This is a genomic window from Streptomyces sp. NRRL S-455 (assembly GCF_000717875.1).
Classification (GTDB): domain Bacteria; phylum Actinomycetota; class Actinomycetes; order Streptomycetales; family Streptomycetaceae; genus Streptomyces.
The window spans coordinates 302,003-316,258 of the sequence record NZ_JOCT01000002.1; the positions used below are offsets into that span (position 1 = coordinate 302,003).

A 14,256-nucleotide genomic window follows, 5' to 3' on the forward strand; every position below is an offset into this window, starting at 1 on the left:
GAAGGGGGAAGGGAAGCTGACTTACGGCGTGAGCTGGGCCAGGTCCACGGCGTTGGCCATCGCCTGATAGCCGGCGTCGTTGGGGTGCAGATGGTCGCCGCTGTCATAGGCGGGGTTGAGGCGGTCGGGGTTGCCGGGGTCCTGCATCACCTTGTCGAAGTCGATGAAACCGTCGAAGGCGCCACTGGTGCGGATCCACTGGTTGATGGCTTTGCGGATCTCGTTTCCGGGAGCCGACCAGTAGTCGGCCCCGTCATAGGGCAGGATCGTGCCCCCGATGATCTTCACGCCGACGGCGTGTGCTTGATTGATCACGCTCAGCATGCCGTCTCTGAGAGCCTCGAAGGTCAGGCTGGATCCGTTCGGGCCGGCGCCGCTGCCGATGTCGTTGATGCCCTCCAGCAGGATCACGCTTTTGACGTTGGGCTGGCCGAGCACGTCCCGGCCGAATCGGCTCTTGAGGCTCGGGTTGGTCCACCAGGCATCTGTCAGTATCCGGTTGGAGCCGATGCCGGCGTTCACGACGCCGAGGGCGGGGCCGCCGGAGGCGGAGTTCATGCGCCGGGCGAGGTGGTCGGGATAGCGGCGGTTGGCGCCCCCAGTGGAACCGACGCCGTCGGTGATGGAGTCCCCGACGCACACCACGGTTCCAGTGGCGGTCGAGGAGATGACGTCCAGGCCTTCGAGGAAGTACCAGGAGCCCCTGTGTGTCGGGTAGTTGCCGAGGCCGTCTTCGGTGACGTGGTTGCCGGCGGCGACCCAGGCCTGCTGCTGTGCCTCGTGGTGCCAAGTGGCGCCCGGGGACGTGCCCGACACGTGGAGGCTCACGAGCTGGTTTGTGTCCGCGGCCACGGTCATCGGGATGGGGTCGCTGGCGACGTCCTGCCCGGCGGGGATGGTGACGGAGGCGCTCTTGTCGAAGAGGACGGTGCGATGGGTGCCGGGGACGGCGGTGCCGGGGGTGCTGCCTTCCTTGGCGAGGTCGACGGCGTCGATGGTCAGCGGTCCGGTCCCGTAGCGGTTGCTCAGCCGGACGCGGAGCTTGGATCCTGCGACGGTGGTGTGTGCGACCATGCGGATGCTCTTGTCGGTGAAGGATTCTCCGTTGGACATCAGTCCGGCGGTGTAGGTGCCGACCCGGGTGAGCGGGGCGGATACCGGGGTGAGGGTCCAGCGCTGGTTGGCGCCTCCATTGGACTGCCACTGGATGATCTCGTTGCCGTCGCTGTCCAGCGACTGCTTGTTGTCGACGAGCAGGCCGTTGGCGGCGTTGACAAGGTTGTAGGCGTCGCCGTCGGGCTGAATCTTCCAGTGCTGGTTGCCGGAGCCGTCGCAGGGGTTCTGGACCAGCTGCCGAGTGGAGCTCTGCGGGGCGGGAGTGTCCAGGCACAGGCCGCTGTTCGCGCTCCTGATCGTGTAGGCGCCGGAGCTGGTCCGGCTCAGCAACCATTGCTGGTGGGCCGCGTTGTTCGACGGCCACTGGACGATGGGTGCGCCGGGGGCGGTCGAGCCGTAACGGACGTCCATCAGCTTGCCGCCAGCGGCGTTCGCCAGGGTGTAAACGGTGCCGGAGGCAGGAGCTGCCGAGGCAGCCTGGGCCGTAGCACCGGTCCCGGTCAGGGCGCAGGCCGCGAGGCCCAGGCAGACCGGGACCACGAGCCGTCTGGATATTCGCATGAGTGCCTCTTCATTGAGTCTTTGCGTGGTGAGGGGCCCGGCGCGCGGCATCCGAGGTGGGATGCTCCTTCTCGGGCAGAGGTCGCAGACTGTCCAGCGGGGCGCACAAATCGATCCGGGCGTTGAGTGCCGCGCGTGTCGGTGACGGTGGGCTTCGCGAGCAGGTGCGGGGGGCGGCCGGCGCGGGGGCCGGTCCGGCATCGGTCCGGCCCGGGCCCCGCGTCGGACGGTGGGCCGCAACCGCGTCAGTCCAGGGGGTCAGGCGGTGAGCCGCCTGAACTGCTGGTTCGTGCCGGTTCCGCATTTGTACTGGATGAGGCGGTCATCCTCGGCAGAGCCCTTCGGGACGTCCAAGCAGAGTCCGCTGTGCCGGGCTACCAGGCGGTAGTAGCCGTTGCCTTGGTCTTCGAACTTCCATTGCTGGTTCTGGCCGCTGCCGCAGTTGTACTGGTTCACGGAGGCCATTTCGGTGGAACTACCCTCGACGCCCAGGCACTTGCCGCTGTGCTGGGCGAGGATGCGGAAGTAGCCGCTGTCCACGTTCTCCAGACGCCACTGCTGGTTGAGGCCGCCGTTGCAGGCGAATTGGATGACCTGGCCGTTGTCGGCGGCGGAGTTGTCCTTGACGTCGACGCACTTGTCGCTGTGCCGGGCTACGAGGTTGTAGTAGGGGCCGCCGCCCACGCCCTTGACCGTCCCCGCCGCCACGTCGATCTCGACCTTGGGGTACCAGGGCAGGTTCATGGTGGTCCTGGTCGGGAAGGTCAACGGCAGCCAGACGTACGTGGAGTCGTTGACCGGGCCCTTCCCGTTGATATGGGCGCCGGCCCACCGGTCGCCCATGTACAGGAACGAGGTGTTGCCCGACGTGCCCTCGATGGGCAGGACGAACGTGGTCTGGGAGTTGTAGGCGATGCCGTCACCGACCTCCTTCATCTCCGTCCAGGGGCCGGCGATGCCGGGGGCGGTGGCGTACATCTGCTGGTTGGGATTCCAGCCGCTGAGGCCGGAGGTCAGCATGAAGTAGACACCGTCACGTTTGAACAGCACCGGGGCCTCCCGGTTCTGGCCCGGCCAGGGGTTGGCGACCAATGGGTTGTCGGCGTACCCGGTGAAGTCGGCGTTGAGCTTGTAGATGCGCAGGTCGGCGTTGTCCTTGGTGGCCGTTATGTGGTAGGCGGTCTCACTTCCGTCCGCGTTCTTGTCCACGTACAGCGTCATGTCCCGGGACTCAGTGGTCTGGGTGGTGTCGTTGCCACTCGGCGGCTGGAAGCTGCCCAGATAGTCATAGGGACCCTCGATCTTGTCGGAGACGGCGACGGCGGCCCTCGACTCGACGTAGTCCGTGGCGTTCTCCTTGTGCATCCACATGACGAACTTCTTGGTGGTGCTGTTGTAGATCACCTTGGGACGCTCGATCTTGGCGGACTTCAGCTCGGGATCGCTCGCCTGGTTGAGGGCATCGCCTGCCCACTCCCACTTCTTCAGGTCGGCCGACTTGTAGACGGAGACGGCCTTGAAGGTGTAGTTCGGGTGGCGATTCTCCCCGAACCAGTAGTAGTAGCCATCGGTGTGCTTGATCATCCCGCCGCCGTGTGCGTCGACGGGGTCGCCGTTGGTCGCGATGAAATCGTTGGGGTTGTCCAGGGTGACCGGAGCGGCCTGGGCGGGCGGCGCGACCACCAGTAGTGCGAGCACGTTGGCGCAGGCAACCAGCAATGGCGTGAGAACACGTCTGAGCATCATTGCTCCTTCGTGAACGGGAGGGCGGCTTCGGGAAGGAGAGTCGAACCCGCCCTCGAGCGGCTCTTGGTCCCATTCGTCGATCTGTGATCGGGAATGAGGGCTGACCCCACCCCGGTCAGCGGCTGACACGATGTGCGGGGTGGGACCCGGATCGGGGGACTGGAAGTGGGGTTCGTGGCTGCGAGAGGAGCTCAGGTGGAACGAGGGACGCAGTCCGGGCACACGGAGAGCGTCTGGTCGGGGGCGCTCGACCGCTGGATGAGGCCCACGGAAATGGGGGCCTCCGTCCAGCGGCCGCACCTGCAGCAGAGGTCGGCATTCAGCCGTCCGAAGTCTCCTGCTCCTGATCGTGAGGGGTGTGGTGAGGCGTGGGCGCTCGTGCTGGGGAGGGGCAGCTGCCGCTGCGTGCTCATGACCGGCTCCAGGATGACGGGGGCGGGAAGGGCTGAACGGGGGGGCGGCGCGGGCCGGCGATCAGCCCTTGTTGGCGCCCAGGGTGAGCCCGCTGACGAACTGACGCTGCAGCACGAAGTACACGAGCAGGACCGGGATCGCGGTGAGCAGGGCGCCGGCGGCGATCAGGTTGGGATCGGTGAAGTACTGCCCGGAGAGGTTGTTGAGGGCCGAGGTGATCGGCATGTTCTCGCCGGTGGAGATCAGGACGATGGCCCAGAAGAAGTCGTTGTAGATCCAGATGCACAGCAGCGTCGCCAGAGCCGCCATCGCCGGGCGGCACAGCGGCAGGGTGATCTGCCAGTACTGACGCCATACCGAGGCGCCGTCCACCAGCGCGGCCTCGGTCAGCTCGTGCGGCAGGGAGCGCATGTAGTTGCTGAGCACGAAGGCGCAGAAGCCCGACTGGAACGCGACGTGGATGAGCACCAGGCCGAGCGCGGAGTCGTAGAGCTTGCCGGACATGGTGATGCCGGGCAGGTCGACCAGCAGATACAGCCGGTACAGCGGGGTGATGATGACCTGCTGCGGCAGCAGGTTGCCGGCGGTGAAGACCAGCAGCAGCGCCAGGTTGAGGCGGAAGTCGAAGCGGCTGACGTAGAACGCGACCATCGAGGACAGGAACAGCGTCAACAGGACCGCCGGCACGGCGATCAGCAGCGTGGTGCCGAAGTAGTGCAGCATGTCCGACTGCTGGAAGGCGTTGGTGAAATTGTCGAGGCTCAGTTTGTCGGGCCAGGACACGTAGCCCTTGGTGCTGGTCTCTCCGTACGGACGCAGGGCCGCGAGGATGGCCCAGAGCAGCGGGGCGAGCCAGGCCAGTGCGGTGCCGGCGAGGAAGACGTGCAGGAGGATCCGGGCCGGGCGCAGGGGGGTGCGCTGCTTGCTGAGCGCGGCGGGGAAGGCGCTCACGATCGCCGCTCCTTCCGGAAGGTGGCCACCAGGTACGGGATGATCACGGCGAGCGAGATCAGCAGCAGCACGACCGCGATGGCGGAGCCGTATCCGATGCGGCTGGACTCGCCGATGATGTTGTTGGTCACGAGGATCGAGAGCAACTCAGTGCCTTCGGCGCCCTTGTTGAAGACGAAGACCAGGTCGAAGGCGCGCAGGGCCTCGATGATCGTGACGACCAGGACAATGGTGTTGGTGGGCCGCAGGGTGGGGAAGACGACGTTCTTGAACGTCTGCCATTCGTTGGCCCCGTCGAGCGCGGACGCCTCCCGCAGCGCGGGGTCGACGCCCTTCAGGCCTGCCAGGTAAAGGATCATGAGGTAGCCGGTGTGCCGCCAGGACGCGGCGACCAGCACGGCCCAGAGGTTCAGGTCGGGGTCACCGATCCAGTCGATGTAGTGACCTGGCTTGTTGGCCCCGATGAGGCTGTTGATCAGTCCGGTATCGGGGTTGTAGACGAGCTGCCAGACGAAGCCGATGACGGCGAAGGACATCACGACGGGCAGGAAGAAGGCCGTCTGGTAGACCCTGCTGAACCGGATCTTCTTGTCCAGCTGTACCGCCAGGAACATCCCCAGCGGCATGGGTATGAGGATCAGAACAGCGAGCCAGATGACGTTGTGCTGCACGGCGGGCCAGAACTGCGGGTTGCTGGTGAACAGTTCCCTGAAGTTGTCCAGCCCGACCCACTTGATCGAGTCGAAGCCGATGCCGTCCCAGGTGGTGAAGGCCAGCCCGACCGAAGCCAGCGCGGTGACCCACACCAAGGCGATGTGCAGGACGGTCGGCACGCCGGCCATGAGCCACAGGGTGAACCGGTCGCGTCGGGTCAACAGCCGCCGGTGCCCCTGTCGTACCCGCCGGCTCCTCCCCTTTGCCAACTGCGTCTCCGGGGGCCCCGGGGGCGGGGGCGGGGTTTTCGTCGCCCCCGGGGTGCTCGTGATTTCGCTCCCGGTACCGGTGTTCCGTGTGACAGTCATGAGGCGGCGAAAATCGTCTTCTTCTGGCGCTCGATCGACGAGAGCAGGCTGTCGATCCCCTTCGGATCGCGGATGAACTTCTGCAGCGCGGGCTGCATCACCGTGGAGGTGAAGTCCGGCCGGCTGTCACGGTCCATGAACTGCGTCAGATGCTTCGCGCCGGAGATCATCTCGTACGCCTTCTTCTGCAGTGGGGTGTACGAGGAGGTGTCCGCCGTCCTGGAAGCCGCGACGACACTCGGGTCTGACTTGAGGTAGAGCGCCTCGGCCTCCGGCGTGCCCAGATACTCCAGCAGCTTGACAGCACCGGCCTTGTTCTTCGGGGCCTTGGAGAGCATGAAGCCGTCGGTCGGCGCCTCGACGGTCTCCTGCCCGTGCGCCGGGTCGATCTCCGGGAAGGCGAAGAAGTCGAGGTCCTCCAGGGCGGCCTTGTCGGTGAACTGCTGGGCCACGAAGGTGCCGAGCAGATACATGCCGGCCTTCTTGGAGGCGAGCGTCTGGGCGGCGTCCTGCCAGGTGCGGCCGACGGCGCCCTCCTGGTGGAACGGGAGGATCTCGGCCCACAGGTCGAAGGTCCTGCGCACCTTGGCGTCGGTCCAGGAGGCCTTGCCGGCCATCAGCTCGACGTGGAAGTCGTAGCCGTTGGCGCGGAAGTTGATCTGGTCGAAGGTGCCCATCGCGGGCCAGGCGTCCTTGTCGCCAAAGGCGATCGGGACGAGCCCGTCCTTCTTCATCTGCTTGCACAGGGCCACCAAGTCGTCCCACTTGGTGGGGACTTCGTAGCCGTACTGCTTGAAAACGCTCTTCCGGTAGAACAGCGCCCAAGGGTACGTGTACAGCGGGACGAAGTAGTGCTTGCCGTCCTCGCCCTGACTGAGCGCCTTCATCGCGACGGGGAAGTTGCCGCCGATGGTCTTCCACACGTCGTCGATCGGCGTGGCCAGGCCCTTGGCCGCGAAGAACTGCATGCGGTATCCGGCGAACCAGTGGAACACGTCGTCCGGCGTGCCCTGCAGGTAGGAGTTGATCTGCTCCTGGAAGGTGTTGTGGTCCTTGGTGTTCACCTCGACCGTGATGCCGGACTTCTTCTTGTAGGCCGCGTAGATGTCGGCGAACGCCTTCTTCGGCACAGCGTCCGACGCGTTGGAGCCGACCGTGACGGTCTTCGGATCTGCGGCCGTGCCGCTGCCGCCGCAGGCGCTCAGCACGGGAAGGCCGGCGCCTAGCGCTACCGCCCCGCCCAACCCCCGCAGCAGCGTGCGGCGATCGAGGCCGGGAGTGGAGAGACCGGAGGAAGAGAGTTGCATGACGACTCCTGGGCAGAGCGGCGGTCATGGATACAGACCACAAGGACACACAAGGTCGATCAGAAGCAAACGAGATCAAACGCGAGGCTTTATGAGATCCGTTCGGCCTACCGAACGTCAAGAGTCGTGCGCCCCTTTTCCTGACCCCTACGAAAACCGATGACCTGGGGAAATCGCTTTCCCTTGGCCTCGTTGACGGGTACCCCCGCAGGCAGGGGGTGGTGGGTGCGCTCCCATGGCTGGACTCGGCCTGCCTCGCGTATCGAGTGAGCAACCGTCACGACATGCCGGTCTGTGAGGCGCGGCAGCCGGGCCCGGCCGGGGCACAGCACAGTGGGCCCGTGCCGCTGGGCGGCTCACCAGTCTTTCGCGGCGGCCAACAGGTGTTCGCGTACGAGTGTCACGTGCGGGTTGGTGGAGGTGCCCGGGCGTTGGACGAGGTAGGCGGTGTTGATCGGCGGGTCCTCCGGCTGGTGCAGCAGCCGGAGGGCACCGGAGGCGAGTTCGCTCCGGCACAGGTAGCCGGGCAGGACGCTCCAGCCGGCGCCTGCGGTGACGGCGGTGAGGACGCTGCGCAGGTCAGGCACGGTGATCGCGGCCTGGACGTGCAGTCTGCGGTCGAAGACATGGCGCCAATAGCGGCGGGCGATCGGCAGGTCCTCGGCGTAGGCGATCAGTGGCAGGCTCTCCAAGGTGGCGGGCAGCTCCTGCCCCTTCAGCCGTTCGGCCCATACCGGGGCGGCGACCAGGACGAATTCCTCGTCGGCAAGGGGGTCGGCGTGCAGCGTCCTGCCGCGGGGGCGTCGGGTGGCGACGACGAGGTCGTGGCGTCCGGCCCGCAGTTCTTCGAGCAGCGGCTCGGTGAGCCCGATGGCCACCCGCAGTCGGACGCCCTGGGCGACCAGCGGGGCCAGCACCTTCACGCCCGCCACGCTCATGAACTCCGCGGGTCCCGCCAGATGCACCGGTGCCACGGTGCTGCTCGGCTCCTCGCCGGTGATGGCCGCCAGGTGGTCGAGGGGTGCCGACAGCCGGGTGGCGAGTTCGTCCGCGTGAGGCAGCGGGTTGACGCCCTTCGCCCGGCGTTCGAACAACTCGCGGCCCAGGCGGTTCTCCAGCGCCCGGATCTGCGTGGTGACAGTGGACTGCGACAGGCTCAGCTGACGTGCGGCGGCGGTGAAGGAGCCCAGGCGGTGCACCGCGAGGAAGGTTCGCAGCAGGTTCAGGTCCAGCGGTCCGGACCCCTGAATGTCGTGATGACCCACAGCCTCGAGCCTACGAGGTGCGCGGAGCAGCCACCTGCCGCCGCCTCGTGAGGCGAGACATCGGGCCGTCGATACCTCGTATCGATCTCTTCATTGGCACGGATGCTTCCGCACCACTAGCTTCGAGACGGAGGGCATCGGTTCTACGGATCACCAATGTCGGTGTCCTTCTGCCACGCCCGGCCCCGAAGGTGGAACCGGCCGGCAAGGAGACGTGCGAAAAGTGAGACGGAAGAAGATTCTGACGGTTGTGACCAATCAGGCCACCTACGGAGCCGGCGAGCACCGGACCGGCCTGTGGCCGGCTGAGCTCGTCCATTTCTACGACAAGGCGGTCAAGGCCAGCCACACGGTGGATGTGGTCAGCCCGACGGGCGGCGAGGTGCCACTCGACCCCCGCAGCCTCGGCCCGTTGTTCGTCGACAAGACGGTACGCGGGTATCTCGACGACCCGGCGTTCATGGACGGCTTGAAATCCACCGCTGCCATCGCCGAGGCGGATCCGGACGACTACTGCACGATCTTCTTCACGACGCCGTCTACGCCGGCGGCGGAATCGTCTCCTCGGTCTGCCACGGCGCCTGTGCCCTCATCAACCTCCGTGACACCGCATGCCGTGCGGGACGGCCGCCTGATCACAGGCCAGAACCCGGTCTCCACCAAGGCCGTCAGCGACCTGATTCCCGCTGCCTCGGCCGAGTCCGAATAACACCAGTACGCAATCGGCGGGGCGAATCATCCGCGAGCCGCGCCCGCCCGATCAACCCAGATTTAGGAGAACCCACCATGTCGAAGATCCTCTTTGTGATGACCGGCGCCGACCACTGGACACTGGCCGACGGCACCAAGCACCCGACCGGCTTCTGGGCCGAGGAGGCCGTCACCCCGTACCAGGCGTTCACGGCCGCCGGCCACGAGGTCGTCGTCGCCACGCCCGGCGGCGTCGTGCCGCCCCTGGACCAGGGCAGCCTGGCCCCGCAGTTCAACGGCGGCGAGGAGGGCGCGAAGGAGATGGCGGACGCCCTCGCCTCGATCACCGAGTTCCAGCATCCCGTCAAGCTGGAGGAAGTCGACCTCGACGACTACGCCGCCGTCTACTACCCCGGTGGTCACGGCCCCATGGAGGACCTGGCCGTCAATGCCACCTCCGGCAGGCTCCTCATCGACGCCCTCGCCTCGGGCAGGCCGCTCGGCGTGGTCTGCCACGCCCCGGCCGCGCTGCTGGCCGCCACCCTGGCCGACGGCGACAACGCGTTCGCCGGCTACCGCCTCACCGGCTTCAGCAACGCCGAGGAGATTCAGGGAGGCCTCGCGGCGGGCGCCAAGTGGCTGCTCCAGGACCGCCTGGTCGAGATCGGCGCCGACTACCAGGAGGGCGAGCCCTGGGCCCCGAACGTGGTCGTCGACCGCAACCTGATCACCGGTCAGAACCCTGCTTCCGCTGAGCCGACCGCGGCGGAAATACTCAAGAAGCTGACCTGATGTAGCAGTCCGCAGGCAGACGGGTGAGGCCGCGTCCGCTTGCACCCGATGGCTGCGATCGGGGTTCTATGCGCGTCATCCCAATGTCGCACGCCCTACTCTGGCTACTCGGGGGGGGGCGCTGTCGGAGGTGGCAGTGGGGCGGAGATCCCCTGGAGGACAGGGGATCTCCGTCACCCTCCTAGCTGGGGAGCTTCCACTTCTGGTTGTTACCGCCGTTGCAGGTCCAGATCAGAACCCCGACTGGGCTGCTGCTGAACTCCGGGACGTCCAGGCATCGCCCGGACTGTGTGCCGCGCAGGGTGCCGTCGGCGAGCTGAGTCCACTTCTGGTTGTATCCACCGTTGCAGCTGAAGATCTGAACCTTGGAGCCGTTCGTCGTGGCCTTCCTGGGGACATCCAGGCAGTAGGTGCCGCCGATCCTGATCGTGCCGTCGGCCGGGTTGTGGGTCCAGATCTGCGCGGAACTGTTGTTGCACTGGTAGGTCTTCACCGGCGCTTCATCCTGGAGCTTGCCTTCGGGGAGGTCCAGGCACATGTTCGCGATGCCCGAAGGGACGGCGCCGACACGCTGGGCGGTCGGATCGGTCCCGGGCGCGACCAAGAAGGCGTCGAACTGCTGCGTCCTGTATCCGCTCACCGCCATCGCGTCAACGGAGTCGACCGTGCCCAGGCCGGCGCGGCCGTGGGCGTAGGTCGAGTCGGTGACGCTGCCCAGCACTGTGCCGTCGACCTTGGCGGTGACGGTCGATCCCTGCATGGTCAGGGCGACGGAGTGCCAGCGGTTGATGCCGAGGGCCGCTGTGGAGCCAAGCGGACTCCTTCGGACGGGTGCGCGGTGAGCTGTCGGTGCCGCCGGGCGCGGCCGTGTGGCCCAGGTAGCGGTGCACGAAGTGGATGCTCATCGCGCCTTCGCCGACCGCGGAGGCCACGCGTTTCACCGAGCCGCTGCGGACATCGCCGGCGGCGAAGACGCCCGGCAGGCTGGTCTCCACCGTCAGGCAGTCGCGGCCCTGGCTCTGCCAGAGTCCGGGGGCGGAGCAGGCCTGCGCCTCCGCGCCGGTGAGCACGAAGCCGCGCGCGTCGAGGGCGAGCGCGCCGGACAACCACGCGGTGTGGGGCTCGGCGCCGGTGAAGACGAACAGGGTCCGCACCGCGAGGTGCCGATGCGCGCCCGTACGGTGGTCGATCACGGTGACTGCCTCCAGCACCTTGTCGCCGAGTGCCTCGGTCATCTCGGTGTGCAGCAGCACGCGCACCCGCGGGTGGCGCTCGACCTGATCGATCAGGTAGCGGGACATGTGTGCCTCGAGGCTCGGCCCACGGACGAGCAGATACACCTGCGGTGTGTACCCGGCCAGGAAGAGCACGGCCTGGCCCGCGGAGTTGCCTCCGCCGACGACGGCCACCGGGTCGGTGCGGCACTGCTGGGCCTCGTAGACGGTCGCCGAGTAGTGGACGCTCGTTCCCTCCAGGCGTTCGATGCCGGGCACCTGGAGGCGGCGGTAGCGAGCGCCGGTGGCCAGGACGACGGTACGGGCGGTGATCTCGCTGCCGTCGGCGAACCCGACGGCGTAGTGCCCGCCCCGCGGTTCGAGCCGAGCCGCCTCCGCCGGGACGCTGATCCTGGCGCCGAACTTGTCAGCCTGGAGCACAGCGCGTTCGGTGAGTTCGGCGCCGGAGATGCCGGAGGGGAAGCCGAGCAGATTCTCGATGCGGGACGACGTGGCGGCCTGGCCACCGCTGGCCATGGCCTCGACCACGGTCGTGCCGAGGCCCTCCGAGGCGGCGTTCACCGCGGCGGCGAGACCAGCGGGGCCGGAGCCGACGATCAGGAGATCGCCGTGATGGTTTCCGGCGGGCAGCGACGGCAGGCCCATGAGCCGGGCCAGTCCCGCGTTGCTGGGGTTGCGCAACAGAGTGGTGTCCCGCCAGATGACGAGCGGTGTCTCCTCCGGGCCGACGCCGAAGCGGCGCAGCAGTTCCTCGGCCTCCTCGTCGGCCTCCAGATCGATCCAGCGGTGCGGCAGCCGGTTGCGGGCGGCGAACTCGCGCAGCCGCCGGGTGTCAGGCGAATAGCGCGAGCCGATGATGCGGAAACCGGCGCCCTGCCCGACGAGCAGAGCACGGCGGCCCAGGCAGGCGCGCAGCACCACATCGCCAAGGGCGGAGTCCCGGGTCACCAGGTCACGCAGCTGATCCATGGACAGGGCGAGGACCTCGCCGGGGACCCTGACCACGGCGGTGTAGAAGGCTACCTGCCCGTTCAGAAGGCCGAGTTCGCCGATGAAGCGGCCGGGGCCGTGCACACGCAGCAGGCGTTCGTCGGGCGTGCCGTAGCCCTCGACGATCGCGACCGAGCCACTGAGGACGACGTAGAACGTCTCGCACCGCTCCCCCTCCCGGATCAGCTGCCGCAGCTCGTGGAACTGCAGCTCCACGATTCGCTCGATCTGCCGCTCACCGAGCGGCTTGAACAGCACGATGTCGTCGACGCGGTTGAGGAACTCCGGGCGGAAGTGCCCGCGCAGCTCGCCCATCACCAGGGCGCGGGCATCCGGCTTGATCTCGCCCTCCGCGGTGGCGCCGTCGAGGAGGTGCTCGGAGCCGATGTTGGACGTCATGATGATCACGGTGTTGCGGAAGTCGACGGTACGGCCCTGGGCATCGGTGATGCGGCCGTCGTCGAGGATCTGCAGCAGGGTGTTGAAGACATCGGTGTGGGCCTTCTCGACCTCGTCGAACAGCACAACCGAGTACGGCTTGCGGCGTACGGCCTCGGTGAGCTGACCGCCCTCCTCGTAGCCGACGTACCCGGGCGGGGCCCCCATCAGCCGGCTGACGGTGTGCCGCTCCTGGTACTCGCTCATGTCGAGGCGGACCATGTTCTCCTCGGAGTCGAACAGGGCCCGGGCGAGTGTCTTGGCCAGCTCGGTCTTCCCGACGCCGGTGGGGCCGAGGAAGATGAACGAGCCGATGGGGCGGCGAGGGTCGCGGATGCCGGAGCGGGCGCGGATGATGGCGTCGGCGACGAGCTTGACGGCCTCGTCCTGGCCGATGACGCGCTCGCGCAGGATCTCGTCGAGGCGCAGCAGCTTCTCGCGTTCGCCCTCCTGGAGACGGGCGACGGGGATGCCGGTCCAGGCGGCGACGATCTCGGCGATCTCCTCCTCCGTGACGACCTCACGCAGCAGCCGGTTCTGGCCTTGTTTGGCGGCCAGTGGTTCCTCCTCTGCCACGAGCCGGCGCTCCAGGTCCTGGAGGCGGCCGTAGCGGAGTTCGGCGGCGCGGTTGAGGTCGTAGGCACGTTCGGCCTCCTCCGCCTCGTGGCGGACCTGCTCCAGTTCCTGGCGCAGTTCCTGCACGCGGCGGATCGCCTGCCGTTCGGCCTCCCACTGGGCGTGCTTGGCGTCGGCCTCGCCGCGCAGGTCGGCGAGTTCCCTGCGCAGTTCCTCCAGGCGGGCTTGGCTGGCGGGGTCGGTCTCCTTGGAGAGGGCGGCCTCCTCGATCTCCAGGCGGGTGACGCGGCGGGTGATCTCGTCGAGTTCGGCGGGCATCGAGTCGATCTCGGTACGCAGCCGGGCGCACGCCTCGTCGACGAGGTCGATGGCCTTGTCGGGCAGGAACCGATCGGTGATGTAGCGGTGGCTGAGGGTGGCCGCGGAGACCAGCGCGGTGTCCTGGATCTTCACGCCGTGGAAGATTTCCAGGCGTTCGCGCAGTCCGCGCAGGATGGAGATGGTGTCCTCCACGCTCGGCTCGTCGACCAGCACCTGCTGGAAGCGGCGTTCGAGGGCGGCGTCCTTCTCGATGTGCTCGCGGTACTCGTCGAGGGTGGTGGCGCCGATCATGTGGAGTTCGCCACGGGCGAGCATCGGCTTGAGCATGTTGCCCGCGTCCATGGCCCCTTCGGCGGCGCCCGCGCCTACGACGGTGTGGAGTTCGTCGATGAAGAGCAGGATGTGCCCCTGGGCGGCCTTCACCTCGGACAGCACGGCCTTGAGGCGTTCCTCGAACTCGCCGCGGTACTTTGCCCCGGCGACCAGGGAGCCCATGTCGAGTGCGAACACCGTCTTGTCGCGCAGGCCCTCGGGGACGTCGCCGCGGACGATGCGCTGGGCCAGGCCCTCGACGATGGCGGTCTTGCCGACGCCGGGATCGCCGATGAGGACAGGGTTGTTCTTGGTCTTGCGGCTGAGGATCTGGGTGACGCGGCGGATCTCGGCGTCCCGGCCGATGACCGGGTCGAGTTTGCCGTCCCTGGCCTCGGCGACCAGGTCGCGGCCGTACTTCTCCAGCGCCTCGTAGGCCACTTCGGGGTTTGCCGAGGTCACGCGCTGGTTGCCGCGGATCTGGGTCAGCGCGCTCAGGAACGAGTCCCGGGTGATGCCG

9 protein-coding genes and 2 pseudogenes are annotated in these 14,256 nt (G+C 67.5%); 2 read left to right on the top strand and 9 right to left on the bottom strand.

Features of this window, described 5'->3' with window-relative positions; genetic code table 11:
• Positions 1-21: 21 nt before the first annotated feature.
• The 6 genes from IE97_RS38170 to IE97_RS0103995 form a co-directional block, all read right to left on the bottom strand.
• Positions 22-1,677, bottom strand: a complete 1,656-nt coding sequence (locus tag IE97_RS38170; protein WP_037843931.1) for an RICIN domain-containing protein — start codon at positions 1,675-1,677, stop codon at positions 22-24.
• Between the two features lie 258 nt (positions 1,678-1,935).
• Complete coding sequence (locus tag IE97_RS0103975) at positions 1,936-3,420, bottom strand: RICIN domain-containing protein (protein ID WP_030231037.1); 1,485 nt, start codon at positions 3,418-3,420, stop codon at positions 1,936-1,938.
• 477 nt (positions 3,421-3,897) lie between these two features.
• Entirely contained in the window at positions 3,898-4,788 is an 891-nt protein-coding gene (locus IE97_RS0103980; RefSeq protein WP_037843933.1) for a carbohydrate ABC transporter permease, read from the bottom strand.
• Positions 4,785-5,810, bottom strand: coding sequence for a carbohydrate ABC transporter permease (locus IE97_RS0103985; protein ID WP_030231045.1), 1,026 nt, complete (start codon positions 5,808-5,810; stop codon positions 4,785-4,787). The genes IE97_RS0103980 and IE97_RS0103985 overlap by 4 nt, the downstream gene beginning before the upstream one ends.
• A complete protein-coding gene (locus IE97_RS0103990; protein ID WP_030231049.1) occupies positions 5,807-7,117 on the bottom strand; it encodes an ABC transporter substrate-binding protein in 1,311 nt (436 codons plus the stop codon). The genes IE97_RS0103985 and IE97_RS0103990 overlap by 4 nt, the downstream gene beginning before the upstream one ends.
• A 356-nt stretch (positions 7,118-7,473) precedes the next feature.
• A complete protein-coding gene (locus IE97_RS0103995) occupies positions 7,474-8,382 on the bottom strand; it encodes a LysR family transcriptional regulator (RefSeq protein WP_030231053.1) in 909 nt (302 codons plus the stop codon).
• A 223-nt stretch (positions 8,383-8,605) separates the two neighbouring features.
• Here IE97_RS0103995 and IE97_RS38175 point away from each other — a divergent pair, with 223 nt between their 5' ends.
• Together IE97_RS38175 and IE97_RS0104005 are read left to right on the top strand one after the other, a co-directional pair.
• Positions 8,606-9,091 (top strand): hypothetical protein, encoded by a 486-nt coding sequence (locus IE97_RS38175; RefSeq protein ID WP_051704837.1) that lies wholly within the window; start codon positions 8,606-8,608, stop codon positions 9,089-9,091.
• A gap of 77 nt (positions 9,092-9,168) precedes the next feature.
• On the top strand, positions 9,169-9,864 hold the full coding sequence (locus IE97_RS0104005; RefSeq protein ID WP_030231058.1) for a type 1 glutamine amidotransferase domain-containing protein: 696 nt from the start codon (positions 9,169-9,171) through the stop codon (positions 9,862-9,864).
• A gap of 181 nt (positions 9,865-10,045) precedes the next feature.
• Here the strand turns inward: IE97_RS0104005 and IE97_RS0104010 are convergent, their stop codons facing one another.
• From IE97_RS0104010 to IE97_RS43705, 3 genes and pseudogenes are all read right to left on the bottom strand, one after another.
• Entirely contained in the window at positions 10,046-10,624 is a 579-nt protein-coding gene (locus tag IE97_RS0104010) for an RICIN domain-containing protein (RefSeq protein WP_078603064.1), read from the bottom strand.
• A gap of 46 nt (positions 10,625-10,670) precedes the next feature.
• Positions 10,671-12,275 (bottom strand): annotated as a pseudogene (locus tag IE97_RS43700) (FAD-dependent oxidoreductase); the annotation flags it as partial.
• A 47-nt stretch (positions 12,276-12,322) separates the two neighbouring features.
• A pseudogene (locus IE97_RS43705) lies at positions 12,323-14,255 on the bottom strand (ATP-dependent Clp protease ATP-binding subunit); the annotation flags it as partial.
• Position 14,256 lies beyond the last annotated feature (1 nt).